This window comes from Clostridium bowmanii (assembly GCF_018861315.1).
GTDB lineage: Bacteria > Bacillota > Clostridia > Clostridiales > Clostridiaceae > Clostridium_AD > Clostridium_AD bowmanii.
Map to the genome: position 1 here is coordinate 86,100 of NZ_JAHLDL010000009.1, position 20,625 is coordinate 106,724.

The 20,625-nt window shown below is 29.7% G+C and carries 19 protein-coding genes; 2 read left to right on the top strand and 17 right to left on the bottom strand.

All coding sequences use genetic code 11. The features are described from left to right. Window positions 1-63: 63 nt before the first annotated feature. The 5 genes from KPL51_RS07985 to KPL51_RS08005 form a co-directional block, all read right to left on the bottom strand. On the bottom strand, window positions 64-246 hold the full coding sequence (locus KPL51_RS07985) for a hypothetical protein (RefSeq protein WP_216159242.1): 183 nt from the start codon (window positions 244-246) through the stop codon (window positions 64-66). 121 nt (window positions 247-367) lie between these two features. Beyond that, window positions 368-1,633 carry a hypothetical protein gene (locus KPL51_RS07990; protein ID WP_216159244.1) on the bottom strand — a complete coding sequence of 422 codons (1,266 nt, stop codon included), beginning with the start codon at window positions 1,631-1,633 and terminating at the stop codon, window positions 368-370. Between the two features lie 153 nt (window positions 1,634-1,786). Further along, window positions 1,787-2,218, bottom strand: coding sequence for a hypothetical protein (locus tag KPL51_RS07995; RefSeq protein ID WP_216159246.1), 432 nt, complete (start codon window positions 2,216-2,218; stop codon window positions 1,787-1,789). 353 nt (window positions 2,219-2,571) lie between these two features. Continuing rightward, window positions 2,572-3,468 carry a phosphate ABC transporter substrate-binding protein gene (locus tag KPL51_RS08000; protein ID WP_216159248.1) on the bottom strand — a complete coding sequence of 299 codons (897 nt, stop codon included), beginning with the start codon at window positions 3,466-3,468 and terminating at the stop codon, window positions 2,572-2,574. A 172-nt stretch (window positions 3,469-3,640) separates the two neighbouring features. Further along, a complete protein-coding gene (locus KPL51_RS08005) occupies window positions 3,641-5,389 on the bottom strand; it encodes a GGDEF domain-containing protein (RefSeq protein WP_216159251.1) in 1,749 nt (582 codons plus the stop codon). Between the two features lie 274 nt (window positions 5,390-5,663). Between KPL51_RS08005 and KPL51_RS08010 the strand changes: the two genes are divergently transcribed. Then, window positions 5,664-5,867, top strand: coding sequence for a hypothetical protein (locus tag KPL51_RS08010; protein ID WP_216159253.1), 204 nt, complete (start codon window positions 5,664-5,666; stop codon window positions 5,865-5,867). Between the two features lie 126 nt (window positions 5,868-5,993). On the opposite strand, the gene KPL51_RS08015 is transcribed toward KPL51_RS08010, so the two are convergent. From KPL51_RS08015 to KPL51_RS08040, 7 genes are read right to left on the bottom strand one after another with little or no spacing between them, the layout of a single operon-like run. Next, window positions 5,994-6,431, bottom strand: coding sequence for a hypothetical protein (locus KPL51_RS08015; protein ID WP_224853978.1), 438 nt, complete (start codon window positions 6,429-6,431; stop codon window positions 5,994-5,996). Between the two features lie 11 nt (window positions 6,432-6,442). Next, window positions 6,443-6,622: a hypothetical protein gene (locus KPL51_RS23405; RefSeq protein ID WP_224853981.1), complete on the bottom strand. Its 180-nt coding sequence runs from the start codon at window positions 6,620-6,622 to the stop codon at window positions 6,443-6,445. Then, window positions 6,612-7,427, bottom strand: a complete 816-nt coding sequence (gene phnX / locus KPL51_RS08020; protein WP_216159255.1) for a phosphonoacetaldehyde hydrolase — start codon at window positions 7,425-7,427, stop codon at window positions 6,612-6,614. The genes KPL51_RS23405 and phnX overlap by 11 nt, the downstream gene beginning before the upstream one ends. Then, window positions 7,415-8,518 (bottom strand): 2-aminoethylphosphonate--pyruvate transaminase, encoded by a 1,104-nt coding sequence (gene phnW / locus KPL51_RS08025; protein ID WP_216159257.1) that lies wholly within the window; start codon window positions 8,516-8,518, stop codon window positions 7,415-7,417. Before phnW ends, phnX begins: the two co-directional genes overlap by 13 nt. Window positions 8,519-8,539: 21 nt before the next feature. Beyond that, entirely contained in the window at window positions 8,540-9,526 is a 987-nt protein-coding gene (locus KPL51_RS08030) for an extracellular solute-binding protein (protein WP_216159259.1), read from the bottom strand. Between the two features lie 49 nt (window positions 9,527-9,575). Further along, on the bottom strand, window positions 9,576-11,201 hold the full coding sequence (locus KPL51_RS08035; RefSeq protein WP_216159261.1) for an ABC transporter permease subunit: 1,626 nt from the start codon (window positions 11,199-11,201) through the stop codon (window positions 9,576-9,578). Then, window positions 11,194-11,946 carry an ABC transporter ATP-binding protein gene (locus KPL51_RS08040; protein ID WP_216159263.1) on the bottom strand — a complete coding sequence of 251 codons (753 nt, stop codon included), beginning with the start codon at window positions 11,944-11,946 and terminating at the stop codon, window positions 11,194-11,196. The genes KPL51_RS08035 and KPL51_RS08040 overlap by 8 nt, the downstream gene beginning before the upstream one ends. Window positions 11,947-12,262: 316 nt before the next feature. Between KPL51_RS08040 and KPL51_RS08045 the strand changes: the two genes are divergently transcribed. After that, window positions 12,263-13,030, top strand: coding sequence for a DeoR/GlpR family DNA-binding transcription regulator (locus KPL51_RS08045; protein ID WP_216159265.1), 768 nt, complete (start codon window positions 12,263-12,265; stop codon window positions 13,028-13,030). A gap of 5 nt (window positions 13,031-13,035) precedes the next feature. On the opposite strand, the gene KPL51_RS08050 is transcribed toward KPL51_RS08045, so the two are convergent. The 5 genes from KPL51_RS08050 to KPL51_RS08070 all read right to left on the bottom strand — a co-directional run bounded on the left by KPL51_RS08050 (window position 13,036) and on the right by KPL51_RS08070 (window position 20,441). Next, window positions 13,036-13,635 carry a zinc dependent phospholipase C family protein gene (locus KPL51_RS08050; protein ID WP_216159267.1) on the bottom strand — a complete coding sequence of 200 codons (600 nt, stop codon included), beginning with the start codon at window positions 13,633-13,635 and terminating at the stop codon, window positions 13,036-13,038. Between the two features lie 165 nt (window positions 13,636-13,800). Beyond that, window positions 13,801-15,885: a methyl-accepting chemotaxis protein gene (locus KPL51_RS08055; RefSeq protein WP_216159269.1), complete on the bottom strand. Its 2,085-nt coding sequence runs from the start codon at window positions 15,883-15,885 to the stop codon at window positions 13,801-13,803. 320 nt (window positions 15,886-16,205) lie between these two features. Next, window positions 16,206-16,823: a nucleotidyltransferase family protein gene (locus tag KPL51_RS08060; RefSeq protein WP_216159271.1), complete on the bottom strand. Its 618-nt coding sequence runs from the start codon at window positions 16,821-16,823 to the stop codon at window positions 16,206-16,208. Between the two features lie 191 nt (window positions 16,824-17,014). Next, a complete protein-coding gene (locus KPL51_RS08065; RefSeq protein ID WP_216159273.1) occupies window positions 17,015-18,718 on the bottom strand; it encodes a methyl-accepting chemotaxis protein in 1,704 nt (567 codons plus the stop codon). Between the two features lie 223 nt (window positions 18,719-18,941). Further along, window positions 18,942-20,441: a multicopper oxidase domain-containing protein gene (locus KPL51_RS08070; protein WP_216159275.1), complete on the bottom strand. Its 1,500-nt coding sequence runs from the start codon at window positions 20,439-20,441 to the stop codon at window positions 18,942-18,944. Window positions 20,442-20,625 lie beyond the last annotated feature (184 nt).

A 20,625-nucleotide genomic window follows, 5' to 3' on the forward strand; every position in this document is an offset into this window, starting at 1 on the left:
ACCCCCTTAATTTAGCAGACACTACTCTTTATTTTCGTATCCTACTTAAGGGGGTATGGTTTATTACTCTTTATGAATTTTTAATGCATCAAAAGAATTGTCTTCCTCAAATATAAATGTGGCTCCATAGCCACCCCGACCTATTACATTCTCATTTCCTTCTCTAAGAACAATGTTATTATTTTCATTGGTATATCCTAATTCAAAATTATCTAACAAAATTAATAGTTTTTGTTTATCTGTCACCTTTTACACCCCTCACCATTATAGTATTTATTTTATTATACCCTATTGATAATTAATATTCAATTAAGTACTAAAAACCTAATTATAAGAACATTATGAAGCACTCCTTAATATGCCCCATCTAATCCCCTTTCTTTAATATTTCTTTAATTTCTTTATTATCCGAAATCATAACATCGAAAATATCAGTGTTTCTGTTTATAATGGAAGATACATTTTCATAGACTTGCTTTTCTATATATAATTCTTCTAAATTATCCCCATCTATCAAGCTATATATATATTCCAAGGTTTTATCTAAAAACAGAGATATATCTTTTAGTAAATTAGTATCTTTTGTTTTATAACTTTCTAGGCAAAAGGAGACAGATTCGCTTATTAGTGAAATAGTTCCACTACTTACATTTGTTCCACTTTCTAAGATTAATAAATTTAATTCGATCTTTTTTAATTTCAACAATATATCATCACTTAAGGATACCAATAAACCTAGAGAAGCTTTATCGAGTTTTTTTCTTGTAGGAATATCTTTTATTAAACTATCAGATAAATTATTTTTTAAATATGAGTAAGTTATTGTACCTGCAATCAAATATATCGTATTAATTATTGAACCTAATAAGAACTCGCTAAATATTGAAGAAACAACTGTTGTAAGGGTTCCAGCGATAAAAAATATAGAGAGTTTATTTATTTTATTTGTAATTTTAGAGGTTTCAGAAATCAGTGGCTTCATAGTATTCTCTACTCTATTTGGTGTTAGAACTTTTATAACTTCTTTAATTTTTTGTATTTCCAGCTTATTTAAATCCTTTACATTTTGCAATCTGTTTTGCTCATCTATAGCCTTTTGAGACTCCTTTTTTTTAGCATTTTCAATTTCTAATTTTTCATCTAAGTCCTTTTGAGCCTCTTTTTTTCTCAAATCTTGAAATTCTAATATTTCTTCTTTTTTAGCTTTTTTAAAATTACAAAGTTCCTCTTTGGTCATTTTAAGATATTCAGTTTCCGAGAGAAACATGGCTATAGAATATGTTTTTAGTTTGTTTGAATTGTCAAATATAGTATAAACAGGTTCTCCATTATCTTCAGTCACTTTAAAAACAGAATATACCTCCCCTTCCTTTAAACTATCTATATCTAAAATGCCTGTATATACTACTTCTTTTATGCATTGCAACATCCTACTGGTTGGATAGAAAATTTGGTCGGGCACAACTATTTCCACTGCCCCTCTTTCATTTACAATCCTATAGCATGGCAATACTTTAAAATCATGTTCATATGTATATTTAGTTGTTGTATCAAGCACAATATATTCTCTTCCGCTTATAAATTCTGCTTTTTCTGTACGACAGGTTTTTAATTCCAAATATTCTCTTTTCATAAATATATCCTCCTTTAAAAACAAACCTAACTCGCCATACTATATATGTTACAAAACAATTATTATTAATATTATACCATCACCTTACAATTTGTGGAACAAAAAAAGACATGAAATCCATAGAAGTATTTCATGTCTTTTAAAATATGTGTTTTAAGATATTTTAAATTTTAAATCTGATGCTGCTATATCTCCTAAGTTCCAATTTCTTATTCCGTTGTTATCTCTCTGTGAATATTGAAAATGTGCTGCCTTATACACCTTTTTTCGGTGCATTATTACTTCTTCCCCAAAAATGTACTTTATTCCACTGATATGACTACTATCTATCTTAATTTGTTTGAAATTAAACTCATTAGTAATTTTTAAAAATCTATCTACTTCGTTTTGGAATACTTTAGCAAAAAATGCATTTTCATTATTACCATCGCAAATCAATACTGGATTTAGCTGACTTTCGTCAATAGTAGCTTTTAATTTATATATGCTCCTTTTGTTCCTACCTACAAAATAGCCATAATTAATATAATTAGGATCATCATCTTCTGGGAAAATTATATTATACAACAATTCTTCTTCTTTCATCCTAATCCTCACCTTTCTAATATAATATTAGATAAATAAAACTAAAATTTAAAAGCCTTATATATATATATTGTATACTAAAATGTATCCGTTTCTATTATTATAGCAATTCAATGTAAAGAACATGTTATTAGCTTGTTTGGAGCTTGTTAATAATTAATATTTTTATTTATATTTTGATAGTTTAACTGTCATTGTAATCTATATTCTACCACGTATCCTAAAAAATGCAAGAACTTTGTTTTAAATATTCTATCCCATATTATAATAATACTTATACTTATATAGAATTAAAAAAGGCAAGAAATATCTAGGATTATTTCTTGTCTTTAATGGAATTATTAACTTGTAATTTACTCTCTTTTAGCCTTCATATCTGCCATAGGAATATATCCTAATTTTGTTATTCCTGCTTTCATTTCATCACTTACCATATACTCTAAGAATGCTTTTGTTACTCCTGTAGGTTCACCTTTAGTATACATATGCTCATATGCCCAAATTTTATATTTGTCTGTACTTATGTTTTCTGCATTTGCTTCAATTCCATCAATTTTTAATACATTTAAGCCTTCTTTATTAGCTGCATCTGCGAAGTATGATAAAGCTAAGTAACTAATTGCTCCTTCTGTTTGTTTAACTGCTTGTTTAACAGCTCCACTTGAATCTTGAGTTAAGCCAGCTGCTTCTTCTGTGCCATCTAATCCAAACTGTTTAAATGTTGCTCTAGTTCCTGAAGATGCTGGTCTATTTATAATAGTGACTGCTATGTCGGCTCCGCCAACTTCTTTCCAGTTTTTTATCTTTCCTGTAAATATATCTACTAATTGCTTCTTAGTTAAAGATTCAACTTTAACTTTTGGGTTTGTTACTGCTGCAATTCCTATAACACATACTTTATGATCCTTTAATGCAGCTGCATCTATTCCTTCTTTGTCCTTTGCATATATATCTGAATTTCCTATTTCTACACTACCTTCTAATGCAAGTTTAAGTCCAGTACCACTTCCACCACCTTGAACATTTACAGTTGCTGCTGGGTTTTTATCTAGGAAACTTTTAGCGCCGAGTTCAGCTAAAGGTTGAAGTGCGGTTGATCCTGCTGCAGTTATTGAACCCGATAATTCAGTTTTCTTAGTTTCAGGTGTAGTTTTAGTCTCTTCCTTTTTGCCTGCACAGCCCGTGAAAATTCCTGCTGTCATTGCAACTGCTAATGCAGCCACCATTAATTTCAAGTTTTTTTTCTTCATTTATAATTCCCCCGTTCACTTATTTTAATTTCTTTACTAGCTATACATCTCACTTATAATAATATGCCCTGAAAGTTAACTTTGTATTACGATAAAGTTAATTAAAGTTTAGTTGATGTTAATTAAAGTTTACAACCATACCAAATATTAAATTGTTTTCAGAAAATCTTAATCATACTATAAAACAACTTTTCATTATTTTTTTAGATTCTATTTTACACTTCTTTTTGATTTTTGCCGCATCTTCAGTTAATTCATATATATTCGTATAAAATTTGTTTTTATCCATTACTATTGCAATGGATAAGCTCATTATTGGATAATTCTCTTTGTTGTTATTTCTGTTAAATGATTGTATATATCCTTTTCCCTTGTCTTCCTCATTATAGAAACTTGATATATTGCTATCAAATTCATTTATTATATTTTGTGAAAGCTCATTTACATCATGGCCTGGAATTATTGCAACAAAGTCATCTCCACCTATATGACCTAAAAAGCTATCTTTATAAAGGCATGTTTGTTTTTGAATAACACTTGCTGTAAATGATAAGATTCTATCGCCATTCTCAAAACCGTATGTATCATTGAAAGCCTTGAAATCATTTATATCAAAATATAAAAGAGAAAATTCTTTTTTTTCCAAAATCAATTTAGAAATAGAATCCTCAATAACAACATTTCCAGGTAGCCCAGTTAGTGGATTTGAATATTTGGCTACATTCACTTCAAATTGCATTGTTTTTTCAAGTAAGGTAATAACAGGAACCACACCATAATATTTATTATCTTTTTCTACAATTATATAATCATATAATTTATCTTCTTCCCTTGATATAACAATTTTTGATACTTTATCAAGCGAAGTATAATAATCAATAACAAGTGGATTTGTATCCATAATTAGCTGTACAGACCTTTTCATAAATATTGACCATCCATATTGAGTTCCAACCTTAGAAAAAAAATTAGAATTCATAACTATCCCAAGAGTCATTCCGTCACTATTAACTACTGGTATACCTGTTATATTGAGATTACTTTTAAATATTTTGTCTATTTCACTACAGGTTGTTGTGGATAAAACAGCATTATCTTGCCTAGCGATTTCTCCTATTTCAACATTTGAACTTGAACTAAAACTATATTTTTTCAAACTTATATTTTTATTAATAATTCTCTTTTTTATTAACTCAGGTGTTTCTAATAAATTATCATCTGGCCTATTTATTAAAAATCCTTGACCATAATGTACCCCTATTTCAATGAGAGTATAAAGGTCACACACATCTTCAATACCTTCAGCAATAATTTTGGTGTTAGTTGTATTTGCAAATTCAACGAATGATTTAATTATTGCTTTTTTAAAATTATCCCTAGTTACATTTGTTATTAAGCTCATATCCATTTTAATATAGTTTGGTCTTGTATTTGCGATAGTTGTAAGTCCAGAATAGCCTGTCCCAACATCATCAATAGCTATTTTATATCCCTGATTTTTGTAATAGTCTATTACTTCATTAAAGTTTTTATAATTATCAATTGAAGTCTTTTCTGTAATTTCAAATATAAGTGACAGCGGGCTTATGTTATGTTCTGTTAATATATCTTTAGTAAATCCTTTAATAAAATGTTCATCTTTTAAAACAGCGGGATCTACATTTACAAAAAGAAGCTTATTAGAATTATGACTGCTAAATGTCTTTATTGCATTTGATCTACATAAAATTTCTAAATCCCAAAGCAGATCATGGGTTTTAGCTTCTTCAAATAGTATTTCTGGGTTTATATACTTACTATCTACTGGCCCCCTTGTCAATGCCTCGTATCCTATCACATCCCCTGTTTGTAAAGAAACAATTGCTTGAAAAACACTTTTTAAATTATTACTGGCAATAATTCTTCTTAGCTCATCTGACATATCGAAATCCCCCTAATAATCATTTATTTATATATAGTATATATTTTGGAAGTTAATATTACGTTAAGACTTATGTATATTTATGTTAAATCATCATTTAGGTTACTGAAAACGCATTAAAAAGCATCCGCTAAGCAGATGCTTTTTACATTTAATATAAATTTTATAATATTTACATAGACTTAACACAATCATAACATGTTGTTAATCAAATTAGTTCAGAATATTAGTTAACGTAAATGAAATTTTATTAATTAATAGAAGGAGTGCTATTATGATACTTAGTCCTGAAAATCGTAATATATTTAATAAACTTATGATTAATGCTATTAAGACTAATGAAGATGAGTTTCAATTTGATGGAGATAAATATATGGTTTGCTCTGACGGTGTATGTGTACAAACATTAATTGATGATAAGATTTTATATCGTATTTATATTGAAGAAGATAAATATAATAATCTTATAAATCATTAATTGTTAAACTATCTATATAATTTATATTTATATTTATATTTATATTTATACAATTATAATATGCAACTAATTTTATCACCCCATATCATAATTAAGATATGGGGTTTTAAACCGTTTTTATAAATTTTATATATTTAAACTAAACACTATAGCCTTTTCAAAGATATTAAAAGCTATATCAATATCATTGATCGAAACTATTAGAGGTGGATGCCAAGTTATACACTTACCTGAAGATACTTTAAAAGATAGCCCGAGTTCAAGAGATTTATATAGAACTTTTTCTGCAAGTTCTTCATGTTTTTCTTTAGAATCTCTGTTTTTTACAAATTCAATGCCCACAGCTGCAGTGCCTGACGGGGTGAATAGCCCCTTAAAATCTTTTGATGTTGTCTTGTTTACCAGTTTAGCTGCAGCGCGTGCTACAATATCTGAAGTATATCTTCTTGGAATAAAAGGCAGATCTTCCATTTGATTTTTAACCGCTTTGATAACATATGAGTTCTTATAACCTACTTGATGGATACTATTACCATGAAAGTCTAGGTATTTTTTTCCTGACATATCCCCTATGTCTACCCCTCTGCATTAACAATTACATTCATACAAGGGGTAGACATAGATTGTTTCATAAATACAGATTCATCAGCCTTTAAAATTTCTTTACTTTTCTCATCAAGAGCATTAATCCAATCTTCTCTATTCTGGCTAAAGTTCACATCACCTTCTCGATTTAATCCTCCATTATTTTGCATTCGGTTTCTTTCCTTCAGATATCAAGACATTAATTTTTTGAATTAACAGAGGAAGTTCTTTCATAGTTTTTATAGTAAAATCTGCACCAACTTCTAAAAAACTCTCCTCAGTGCTTTTAATAATTTCATTTTTGTCGTTATCAGAAAGACTCTTATACTCATAATAGCTTAGTCCCATCTGTGAACTTCCAACCGCTACTCCAACAGACCAAACACCCGCATTTATTCCCTCTTTAATATCAGCCACTGTATCTCCTACCTTCACCACTTTCCATGATGCTGAAAGTCTTAGTGTTTCAATATTTTTAAATATCATGTATGGATAGGGCCTGCCAAAAGAATTTGTAGAATCTGGTGTTACCCAAAAATCTGGTTCATACCCATTATCCTTAGCACCCTCTACTACTATTTGCATCATAGCATCTGTATATCCAGTAGTTGAGCCTATTTTTATCCCCTGATCTTTCAGTGATTTGATAGTGTCTATGACTTCCGGAATTGGATGTGTATATTCTTTTAGGGAAGATAAAAGTAGTGGCTCAAATTCACCATATAAATTATCAATGTCCACTTCATTAAAGTCCCTACTATATTTTTCTTTCCACAATTTGCTTATTCTTTGCATCTCAAGGATAGCTTTAATGTGGTCTCTTTTAAGTATTCCCATAGGAGCTCTCGCTTCCTCCATAGTTACTTCTATTCCTGCTGCTTTAAATATCTCTAAAAATATGTTAACAGGTGCAAAGCATCCAAAATCAACGGTGGTTCCTGCCCAGTCAAATATAACTCCTTCTACTCTGTCCATCTTTTTATCCCCCTCATGTATTCTTGTATGATAATGCATAATTTTTCAATATCTTCTTGATATATTTCACCAATATTACCAATTCTAAATGAATCAACCTCTGTTAACTTACCAGGGTATAGCACAAATCCTCTTTCTTTTACGTAATCATAAAAGCCTCTAAAATCAAAATCTTCACTTGGGAAAAGAAATGTTGTTATAATAGGAGATTGAAGTTCTTCGTTTATATATGAAGTTATTCCTATATCTTCAAGCTTTTTTCTTAAAAGATTATTATTGTCTGTATAACGTTTATTTCTAGCTATAACTCCTCCTTCTTCTAATAGTTCATCTAAAGCCTTAGAAAAAGCAGCAACCACATGTGTTGGAGAAGTAAATCTCCACTTACCATTTTTGTCCATATTCTTCCACTGATCATAAAGATCTAAGGATAAACTACTTGAATTACCTTGGCACTTCGAAAGTGTACTGATTTTGGCTATGATAAAAGAGAAACCTGGAACACCCTGAATGCACTTATTAGCACTACTAATTAAGTAATCTATCCCTAATTCCTGAACATTAATTTGAATTCCTCCAAAACTACTCATGGCATCAAGTATGAAGGTTTTATCATACTCCCTGCATAATTTCGCAATATCTTCAATAGGATTCAGTATACCGGTTGTAGTTTCCAAGTGGACCATGGCTACATGAGTTATATCATTATAACTATTAAGTATTTCTTTTATTTCGTCAGTTTTAGGAAAAGTATCATATTCCACCTTATAATTAACATAGTTAATTCCCATGCATTTTGCCATGGCTACAATTCTTTCTCCATAAGCACCATTACTAATTATTAAACACTTATCTTCTTTTCCAATAGCTGAATGCATTACAGCTTCAACACCAAAGCTTCCACTGCCTTGCATAAGAACTGTAGTATATACATCAGGAGACGCTCCTGCTAAGTTAAGGATCTCCCTTCTAATTTTTTGAGTGATTTCATTGTATTCATCATCCCAAGTACAACGGTCAAAGAGCATTTGTTCTTTAACTGTCTTTGTAGTAGTTAGTGGTCCTGGGGTTAGAAGTTTATAATTTCTCATGTGAACAATCCCTCCTATTACTTATTTTGAAGCTTTGAAAAATTCTTGATGTTTTGCAAGAAGTTCTACTGTTAATGGACTTTCAAACTTTTTAGGATTTCCTGGTTTATTTGAATTATCTATAGTTTCGCCCGTGTAAAGTGCAACAGGGTAATTTTTAATAAGTTCAGGTCTTGCTTTAGTTACTATAACCTTTGCCATTTCCATTGCTAGTCTTGTTGTAGCTGTATCTTTCTTTTTAACTACTGCAATTGATTCTGTAAGAGAATAGTTACCCTCTATAGGATCTATATAATCAATATCTTTTCCCGAAGTTTTATCAGCTACCGCTTGGTGACGGAGCCCAAATCCTACTGCCACTTCTCCAACTCTAACTTTTTTTATTGGACCTGATCCAGAAGTTTCAATATGAGGTCCACAATTTAAAATAAGTTTGTGAAGTACAATGCTACCCTCTTTTTCGCCATATTCACTTATAATAGACTGAATAAGAAGCCATGCAGTTGATGAATTCATTATGTTAGGAATTGAAACTAAGCCTTTATATTCATCTTTAGTTAAATCTTTTATAGATTTTGGCATAGCAAGACCCTTTTCTTTCATAACTTTTGTGTTAACGAATATTGCACCTGTATTTGCGAGTATTGGTGTATAATAGCTTGGATATTTTTCTAATGAATTAGTAGTAAAATTTAAGTTTTCAAACATATTGTTCTTTTTCTGTGCGCTATCTATAAAATATGAGCTCATTGTTACCAAATTAGCCTCTATTTTATCGCCTTCAGCCATTAATTTCCCACCAAGTTCAGATGTTCCTTGAGTTTGTAATACGTATTTCCCTTCATATCCAGAAGTATCAAGACTTTTTTTCATTGATGCCACAGCTTCCTCATCCGCATTAGTGTATATAACAACCTTTTTTGCACTACTCGGACTACACCCTATAAGTGTAATTAACAATGAACATACCATTAAAGAAATTGTAATAATTTTAGAAACTCTTTTCATAAGCTATCTCTCCTTTATTTTTTATATTTATTTATTAAATCTTCCACATTTATTTGTGGATAGTTATTTTTTTATTAACTAAATTGCAGCCAAGTTTAATACATATATTAGTTAAAAAAATAAGTATAGATAATACAAACACCCCATTAAAATTTTGAAAATGTTGAAGTTCATTAATTTTGCTTGTTAGTAGAGATGTCCTTGCAGTGACGAGGAAAATAATAGCACTAATTGTAACCATTGAATTTATAAAATAATATCCAAACATCTCTACTATAGTGGCTATTGAATTAGGAATAATAACACGGGTTATAGTCTTAATCCAGTTATCACCCATTAATTCTCCTGTTGTTTCGAAAGCAGGATTCATTTTAGAAAGGGAATTTTTAGCCATGAGATAGGGAGTAGTAAAAAAATGTACTGTATTACAAATTACTATTATTGTGAAAGTTCCTTTTAAATCACTTCTATTAAAAAGCATTAAATAAGCTAGTCCTAAAACCATCCCTGGAACTGTATTAGTTATCATTGAGAATATATCTATTGCTAGTTTAGATTTCTTATTCATAAGGGAACGAGCATTTACAATAGCTGCACTATAGCAAATTAATGTACCGCTAATTGCTGAAATAATTGAAACGTAAAATGAATTTTTATATACCTCTAAGATATCTCCTGATAAAATAGTATCTTTAAAAAGTTTGGGATTAAAGCTCATATCATAGGGATAGTTATTAACAAAAGGTGCTATAAACATAACTGAAAATATTAACATAATGCCTACCACGGTGCTAATCGATACTAAAGCAAAAGAAATGTCTCTAAATTTGTTTTTACATAACTCAATTTCCGTAAATTTATCATAACTAAAATTATATCTTTCAATGTAATTTAAAAAGAGCACCGCAAATACTGCAGGTATAAGCATGAGTATAGCTATTGCAGCGCCACCATTAAAATTAGGTATTGACCCGAGCATTACTTCATAAAGTTGTGTTGATATTACACTATAAGTACCCCCAACAGACGCAGGTATACCAAAATCTGTAAAGCTTAAAATAAAGCTAAGTACAAAAGTTCCTCCTAAGGTACCAATTAAGGGACGAAAGATTGTATTTATAAAACTTCTTAAAAAATTATCGCCCATAAGCTTTGATACAACAATAAACTTTTTATCAATGTACTCAAAAGAATTATTTATAAGAAGAAAAGCTGAAGGTAGTGTATAAATTACGTAACCTGTTAAAAGCCCTTTAAATCCATAAATTTGAAATAGCTCCCTTCCAAAGAGTTTTGTTAAAAGTCCTTGTTTACCAAATGAATATATTATGGCGAATCCATAAGTTATGGTAGGTAAAAGCATTGGTATAGAAACTCCAATTTTTATCATATTTTTTATAGGACTAAATATTTTTGTACAGTTTACTCCATAAGCTATAATAAAAGCAGAAATTGTTGTTATTAATGCCGTAATCAATGAAACTTTTATACTATTTCCTATGGCAATTAAAAACTCCTTATTATGGGTAACTAAATAATAATTTGAAAATCCTATTCCATTTTCGCCCACAAATGAGTTCACTGAAAGTATTAGTATTGGAGTAAAAAGGAATGCTATAAAAAACAAGGTTATAACAATAAAAATAATTTGTGTTTCTAGTTTTTTTCTATACATAATTCTCTCCAAACAAGTTATAAATGTTATCTCTTTTTATTTTTAATTGGCGTAATATGAACTCCTCCACAAATTTATTTTTAGGTTGATGTACTACTTCTTTTGGTGAGCCATATTGTGAAATCTTACCTTTATCAATAATCAGCACCTTATCTGCCATAGTTAGTGCCTCCTCTGGATCATGAGTTACTATTATAGTTGTAAGCTTGTACTGCTTAGTAATAGCTTTAATCTTTCCCTTAATTGTCTCCTTTATAACTCCATCAAGAGCACTTAAAGGTTCATCTAGAAGAAGTATTTTAGGTTTTGTTGCTAGTGTTCGAGCTAATGCTACCCTTTGTTTCTGCCCACCAGATAACTCATGAATTTTTTTGTATAAATGAGGTTTTAATTCTAAAAAATCTATAAGTTCCTCAAGTTCTTTGGGAGTTACTAAATCAGGTTTATTTTTAAGACCATATACTATATTCTTATAGGCATTAAGATTAGGAAAAAGAGCATAGTCTTGAAAAACAATATTAAATCCCCGATCCTTCATGGATACTTTACTTATGTCGACATCATTAAATATAATGCAGCCACTATCCATTGGTGTTATTCCTAGAATTATATTTAGCAATGTAGTTTTACCACTTCCACTGGGTCCCAGCATAGAAACGATCTCCCCATTTCCTATTTTCAAATTAATTTCATCTAATATTAATTTACCATCGAACTTTTTTGTTATATTTCTGAGCTCTAGCATTTGATTCACCTCCAAAATGTTTTTGCTTTTATTTCATCGCACTTTTAGTATACATTGATAAAGGTTAATACATATTATGAATAGGTTAAGAGTGTGTAAATTATTACTATATGTTTGTTATGTTTTTACTATATGTTGATATATTTCATGGACATATATGACAATTTCTTTATTTACTCTGTAATACATCCTTGTATATTGTCATGATTTATGATAAGTTGTTTATATATTATGATCAGTAAAATAAATAGACTAGTATATTGACTTGTTGTTTATTTAAATATGCACAATAAAAAGACTATGTTAGGGGGATCTTATGCTACCAAGTGAAAGACAAAATAAATTTTTAGAATTACTTTCAACAAAAGATGTAGTTACAATCTCTGAATTTATGGGTGAATTTGATATATCTATAGAAACAGTTAGGCGTGATTTATCTATTTTAGAAAAACAAAACAAGATTGAGAAGGTATATGGAGGGGCAAAGATTAAAGCTGCAACCTTAGGAGAGTCCACTATGGAGAATAGAATGACTAATAAGCTGCAACAAAAGGAATCTATTGGTAAGAAATGTAGTGAATTTATAAATGATGGGGACTGTATTTTTATAGACAGTGGTTCAACCACCTTTCATATTGCAAAACAAATTATAGATAAAAAAAATCTAACCATCATAACTAATTCTATTCCAGTGCTAAACGCACTAATAAATACTGAACATGAGATTATTATAATTGGTGGAAAGGTAAGACATAATGAGAGATCTATAGTATCTTATGACTATATCTTTAATTTTTCGCAATTAAACATTCAAAAGAGTTTCATTTGTGCTGGTGGAATCACCTTAGAAAATGGAATTTCTGATTTTAACATGCAGGAAGCATTAATAAGAAAGACTATTATAGAAAGATCTAAAGAAATATTTGTAGCAGCTGAAAGCAGTAAATTTGGAAGAGATGTAACAATCAATATTGCTCCACTTAGCAAAGTAAGTTATATTGTAACAGATTCTAATCTAACTAAAACTATGGCAAATAGTTTCAATAAATTCAAATCAAAAATAATTATAGCTGAAGATTTATAAAATCTTCAGCTATTTTTATGACTTAAAAGATATGCTTTTGAAATATTAGTTTCATTTTGCTGAATTAGCAATTGACTTGAACATACTATTAAATTTGAAATTTGAGAAGCTGCAATTAAGGCATTGTTTATATCTCTAGTTAAGCTCTTGGTCTCTGAGTTGTATTTTTTTTGTAAGGCAAGTACTAACTTTTCCACATTATTTTCAAACAATTCATGATTACTAAGGTTTATCTTACCCTTTAAAAGAAGTATTATCAATTTCACATGTAGGATTAGCTCATAAAAAAAATGCTCATATGCTGCTTTTTTCTCATTACCCTCTCTGTGATATAAGCAAAAATAATCACAAATAAAATGGCAGGTTACCCCTAAGGATATTGAAAATTCCTTATTCGAAATATTTTTACCCATTAGTTCTTCTGAATATTTAGTGACATTGTGTAAGCTTTCTTCTAATGTGTGAGCACTCTTAATGTCCTTATTGGTAAAATCTGGTTTTATATTACCATATGCAAATGCTAACCTGTTTAGTTTAAAATTTGTTCCTTTTGAGATGTGTTTGTATAAAATTTGAGATATGAGTAAGTGGGTATCAACTATCATAGTATTACACCTCCCCTATATTTATAGTATATCCCAAATTGATGCAATTATAATTTAGATTAGGTTAAGATATGGTTATCTTATGGTTAAACAGATATCGCATTTTATTAAAGAAGATAAATATAATAATCTTGTAAATCATTAATCGTTAAACTGTTTATACAATTACAAACTAAATTTATTCATTTTTTCTCTAAGTTCATTAGTTGAATTTTCTAATTGTTGTACAAGGGTGTCCATATTCACAGTTTCAACATATTGGTTTTCAATTACAGAACTTATTTGATTTATAGAACTTGTAAACTCAAAACAAATAATATTTACTTCTTGAAGTGTATTTATAACACTGCTATTCTCGTTATTTAAGGTTTCAATACTAAGATCTATATTTCCAATAGAAGAAACAATATCCTCTGTAGATTTTAGTGCCTCTTTATAATTTCCAATAGTATCATTTATCACACTATCCTGCTCATTAAAAACCCTATTTACCTCATCAATGCTTGTTTCAGTTTTGGACATATTATTATTAACACTACTAACTATATTCTGTATTTTGCTCATTTGTTCTCCTATGCCATCTGATAAATTTCTAATTTCTCTCGCCACCACACTGAATCCAGCCCCGTACTGTCCTGCACTAGCTGCTTCTATAGACGCATTTAATGATAGTATATGAGTTCTTTTAGAAATATCATTTACAACATCTACTATATTTTTAATACCCATTAAATCTGTATATAATTCCTTGAAAGATATATTTACTCCCTTTAATTTATCAGTGCTTTTCTTATTTATATGTTTTAAGCTAGTAACGGTACTTATGTTTGTATTATTAATATTCTTAATATTTTCAGCCTTTATATACATATCTGTAGATTGCTCTTTTATACTTTGGACCTTTTTAGTTATTGATTCAAAAGAGCTCATACTTAAATTAATTACACTATTCAACTTATCTGTGTCCTCAGATACCAATTGAGTATTTTCTGTAATTTTCTCTATACCTAAAACTATATTATGCTGGGCCGTACCTGTTACCTTATTAATATGTAAAAGCTCTTCTGTTACCTTCTTTACATCAAACACTAAAGATTTAATATTTTCCGTCATGGAATTAAAACTCTTCGACAATTTACCAATTTCATCATTGCTTTTTATTTCATTAATAACTGTAAAGTTTCCTTTCGAAATTTCAACTGTATTTTCTACAAGTACATTCATGGGCCTCAAAATTTTTTTTATAAACATGTAACATAGTGGTACCATAACTAAAAGCATTATAAAAGTCATTAGTACTATTAGGTTTCCTAATAAATTTGATGCACTTTTAATATTATTCTGATTAACTGTAAGAACTACTAAACTCTTTAGCTCAGGTACACTAATATAAAATGCGCTAAATGTATCTTTGCCTGTCTTATATGTAAGCTCCTTCATATCGACATTTTCAAAATTTTTAGTGTTTTTGGTAATCGTAACTAATTCAGGTATATCTAACTTTTTATTGATACGATGTTTGTCTGGATGGTAGATTATATTTTGTGAACTATCCACTACAAATAAAAATCCATCCTCTAAAAATTTAAACTTATCAAACCTTTGAGAAAAGTAGTCTGTGTAAATACTTTTCCCAGCAATTCCTATTACATTAGCATTTTCATCCACTATGGGCTGTAAAAATGTAACTACCGGCTTAGAATTAACAGTAGACATATATACAGAACTTAAAGAACCTACGCCGCTCAAAGCTTTTTTTGTATAATCCTTTTGACTTAAATCAGTATTTAAAAACTCATTGTTGCTATCTACTATAATTACTCCATCTTTATCAGTAATAAAAACATGTTCATCTGTCTTATTTTCTTGAGCATAAATCTTTAATTTATTTGTAGCTTTTTCAATTTCATCTTTATATGTGATTTTAAATTCTTGCCTGGTCGTATTATTTCTATGTTTCACAACTAAAATAATATCATTATTTAGTGCATTCTTTTCAACATCACTAATTTGTATTTTTATTAGATTTTTAAAATTTTCATATACCTCATTAGACACTAATTTCATATTTTGTTTATTAGTACTTACCATTTTATTATAGGTAATCCTATATATAATTACATTCTCTATAGCCATGAAAATAACTAAGGTCAAAGCTACTACTGAGATAATTTTAATGGGTATAGAAATATTTTTGAAGCCTTTAAATTCTTTTAGACGTGTAATAATTCTTTTTAGCTCATGCGGCATATCAAAATCCCCCTAATAATCTTTATTTATATATAGTATATATTGGGATAGTTAATATTGCGTTAAGTTTTATGTGTACTTATGTTAAATAATAGCTTAGATTAAAGACATTTTATGCGTAGAGGATAAACCTCTCCATTTGTTTCATTCTCTTATGTAACTCTTTGTTTGTTTATATAATATAAGTAATAATTATTTCCCATAAAAAAATAGGCCAATATTTGTATTGACCTATTTTTTAATTAAGTAATATACTCTTTATATAATACTTAAAGAATTAAATGTACTTGTTACTTTACAAAAATTATATTATAAATGATTTAGAATTGAATCAAACTTTCCATATAGTTTGCTAGCTTATTATAATCTTCCACTGTGTCTGCATCCATAATGCAACCACGGTCCTGAACAGGTATCGTTGCAATTTGGTTACCAAAATGCTTCCATAGTTCCCGAAGACCGCCCTCTCCCACAAAGTTGTGAATATACTCTATACATCTCCATGAAATTAAAGGTGGATGTTTAAGATGTCCATTAATAGTGGGAAAAACCACCATTGCATTTGTTTTAGACATTGCATCGTTTACTAAAAGAAAAGTTTTAGTACTAATAGCTGGCATATCCCCTGGAAGAATATAAAAAGCATCACAGGTATTAAGTGCTGAAATTCCAATTTTAACAGATGCTAACATGTCAGTTTCTTTATAATTTTCATTAAATACAACTAGCAAATGAAGAGAATCATAGTTATTACGTAGCAAAGCTTCAACTTCCTGCCCACGATATCCTAGTACCACAATCACTCTGCTAACACCAGCATTAAACATACTATCAATGCTATATTCAATCATAGTTTTCCCTTTGAATTTTAAAAGCGGTTTAAATTCTCCCATACGACTAGATAAACCGGCAGCTAGTATAATACCATTAGTTTCCAATCAGACACCTCGCTTTACAGTAAAAATCTATTTTCCTATAAATAAAGAACATAAAATTAAAGGCCCTTATGCTTTGTAATAATTTAACATTTCATTGTTATAATCATTATAAAACACAAGGGTAACTTTATCAATTCTTTATTAAAAGAACTTGCTTTATATATAAGATTCTAATTTTCTAAAATAGTCTGTTAAACTTTAAATTGTTTTGTTAAATCTTGCATCTTAACAGCCATCTCTTTTAGAATATCCGAAGAAGCATTAACCTCCTCAATGGTTGCTGATTGTTCTTCCATAGATGCTGAATTATTGATACTAGTTTCAGATAACTCAACAGAATGTTTCTTTAAGTTATCCATATTTTTTAACAAATCATCCATTTTAGACACTATTAGATTTATATTACTATTTACATTATTTATAGTATAATTCACTTTCTTATTTGATGATTCAATAACAGAAAAAGCATTGCTAACATCATTTGAAACTTCTTTATTTTGTTGTAATTCCAGAAGTCCTAATTTTGCTTTAGTATTGATCCCCTCTGTATCTTCTTTTATATAAACGAGTATTTTGTTAATTTCTTTTACTGCACCATCAGATTGCTGTGATAGCTTCCCAATTTCTCCAGCTACAACTGCAAATCCTCTACCATGTTCCCCTGCTCTTGCTGCCTCAATTGATGCATTTAGCGAAAGAAGATTTGTTTGCCTTGATATGCCCGTTATCAAACTTAATATATTCGTTATTTCAGAATTTCTTTTATTTAATGTTTCAGCTTGCTTATCAAAATCTGAAATGATTACATTTATTTTCAATAATTGTTGCACCATGTTCTCCATATTGTTTTTGCCCTTCATACAATGATCAATTGTTTCATCGGATTCTTCTTGCATTTGTTTAGCATTTACTAAAATATCTTGCATTTCACTATTGGAATTTTCAATTTTAACTAATGCTAAATCCACCAATTCACATTGTTTGCTAGATATCTGGCTAGACTTAACTATGGATGCGACTATTTCCTCATTTACTCTACTGCTTTCATCCATACTTATTGCTAATTGATTAGATGATTCAGATATTTGTATACTATTTTCTTGAACATCCTTAACAATGCCTTTAAGAGAATTTTTCATGGTAATAAAAGAATTACCCAGATCTTCCACTTCATCTTTTGAGTTAAATTTTAAATCATCTATATTTAAATTACCATTTGATATTTCTTTAGCAAAATCATTTAATTGATTTAGTTGCTTTGTTATTTTTTTACTAAACTTAGAAGCCAATAATATACCAAACACAGATACTCCTATAATGGTAAGAATTATTAAACTAAGAGTTATTTTATATATTTTTTGTATGTTTCCATCCAAAGTCTGCATATACTCTGATTCATCTACTAAAATATTACCAATACTAACAGTGGCAAAATCTTGTTTTCTTTGCATTGTAGCATACACATCAATAGCCTCTACAGCGCCATGAGTAGTTCCTAAATTAGAAAATGCTGCTATACTATCTTTATTAATAGTATCTAAAATATTTTTAAGTCCCTCATATTCACTTTTACTTTTATCATAAATAATGGTTTTGTCTAACTTTGAAAATACTACTTTAATTTCATCCCATTTTTTATTATATGCCTTATTATCTAGTTTACCGTCACTCCTAATTACAGAATTATATATATTTACGAGTTCCGCAGTTTTAACCTTAACTTGCCCTTCTAAAGCTATATTACTTATAATACTTTTGTATTGATTAATTACTCGCAAATTCATTACAACAGAAATAGCATTTATTATTACCATACATGACAAAAGCACTACAAAACATTTAATTAAACGTTTACTAATAGAATTATTCCTCTTTTTATATATTTTACCTTTCATGCCATCCCATCCTTTGCTTCTCTTTATTTTACATTTATAGTATAACTTACTTAATACTATTTCTATATTAAACTCTTTTTCCCTCTATTTTATCAAATTATTTATGAACATATTTTTACACATACTCCTATAATATGAAGACTTAAAAAAACTCCAGCAAACTTAACCTGCTAGAGTTATTATTTCAATTAATTAATTGGTTTTGAGATATCATTTAAATATACTAATCCGTGGCTAAACCCTTGTAAGTCATATGAAATTCATTATCCTGTAACTCTTTTTCTTGTTCAGCACAAGACTCAGGATTATCAGGAGCATCTGTTTGAATATAAGTCAATTGTCCTCCTGGATACACTCCATTATTAGTAACTTTATAGTCGTCATGATTGTGCATAGGATAAATTTGCGGAAAGAAATTGTCATTAATAGCTGATGGTTCGCTACATATATCTACATAATTAATGGTTTTTATATTATTGATATTACCTGGCTGGGTTGGTATATTAGCAATTATACTGGAATCTATATTTTTTATTTCATGCATTTGCTTACATAGTGAATGAATGCAATCTTTTCCATTCACAATATAGCTCTTATACTGTGGACTTTTATCTTCAGCCATTATCAATAGATCAAAGGTCTCTCCTGAACCTAAGGTACATGTAACTCCCCTTTCAAGTCCTTCATGTCTCTCCAGCCCTAATTTTTCAGATATTTTTAATAGTGGACTTGGATTTGCATCCTTGCCTATTACCGCAAAATTCCATCCGTGGATATGCCATGGTACCACCTGATAGCCCATATTAATCATTCTAAGCATAAACATTTCTCCTGCTTTTACATGTACATAGGATTCATAGTTAAGCTGGGATACCTCCTTATCACAATATGGCTCAGGAGTTGACGGATGTGGAAGTAGGGTATCTGGGAAGGCACGACCGTTTACAAGCCAAAAATTCGGTCTATAATCTACTGGATTAAAATTACCACCAATTTCAACGCTATAATGCCATTTAGTGTCTATATCAGAAAGTAGCATTATATATTCCTTGTCAAAATAAGAAAGTACATCATTATATGCAAAATTTCTATTTGTTGCAGTTTCTGAGATATGCTCTTGTAGTTTTTCCTCAAAATACCAACGGCCATTCCACAACCTTCTTATACCTTTCAAAGCAAGACTTCTCATGGATGGATAGACAACCAAGGCTCCATACATACCCATTTGAACATGCTCAGAGGCTTCAGCATGACAGTAATACATATAAGTTCCAGGGTGCTGCGTATCAAAAAGGTAAGTTACCGAAGGTGGTTCCATTTCAAAATCCATGCAGGTTGGAACTGCAAATGAGGATTCTGGGAAGCCATCTAGTTGAGTCACTACATGGGCACCATGCATATGAATAGTGTGTGGAACCATAATACCTGTAGTAATCATTCCTAAATTTATCAGTGTTATATACACTCTATCGCCGGTTTCTCCCCATATTATTGGTGAAGGTATAGTCGCAGTTCCTATTAGTGCTTCAAATTTTGACCAATTACAAGGTTTTGTCCAATCAAGGTTTTCATTTATTACTTTGCCATTAACCTTAAATAACCCACCAACAAAACCATAGACATAGACTTTCTTATGCTTAGATTCTACAGGCGGCAGGTCAGGAGAGGTAGGAAGTTCTATAAAACCATCTGTAGCAGCCAGCACATAATGTCTAACACTCATTTTATTATCACCCCTGTTTATTTATTTCTGATCCATAATTAAAGGTATATAGTAGTTTAGATTCAATTCAGCACTTTTAAAGCTATAATTCAAAATGTATAGTTACATCTTTACTCCATAATATGACTGCTATAATAGAATTGATTATAAATTCAAACACTCTCTTTGGACCACATAACTCTAG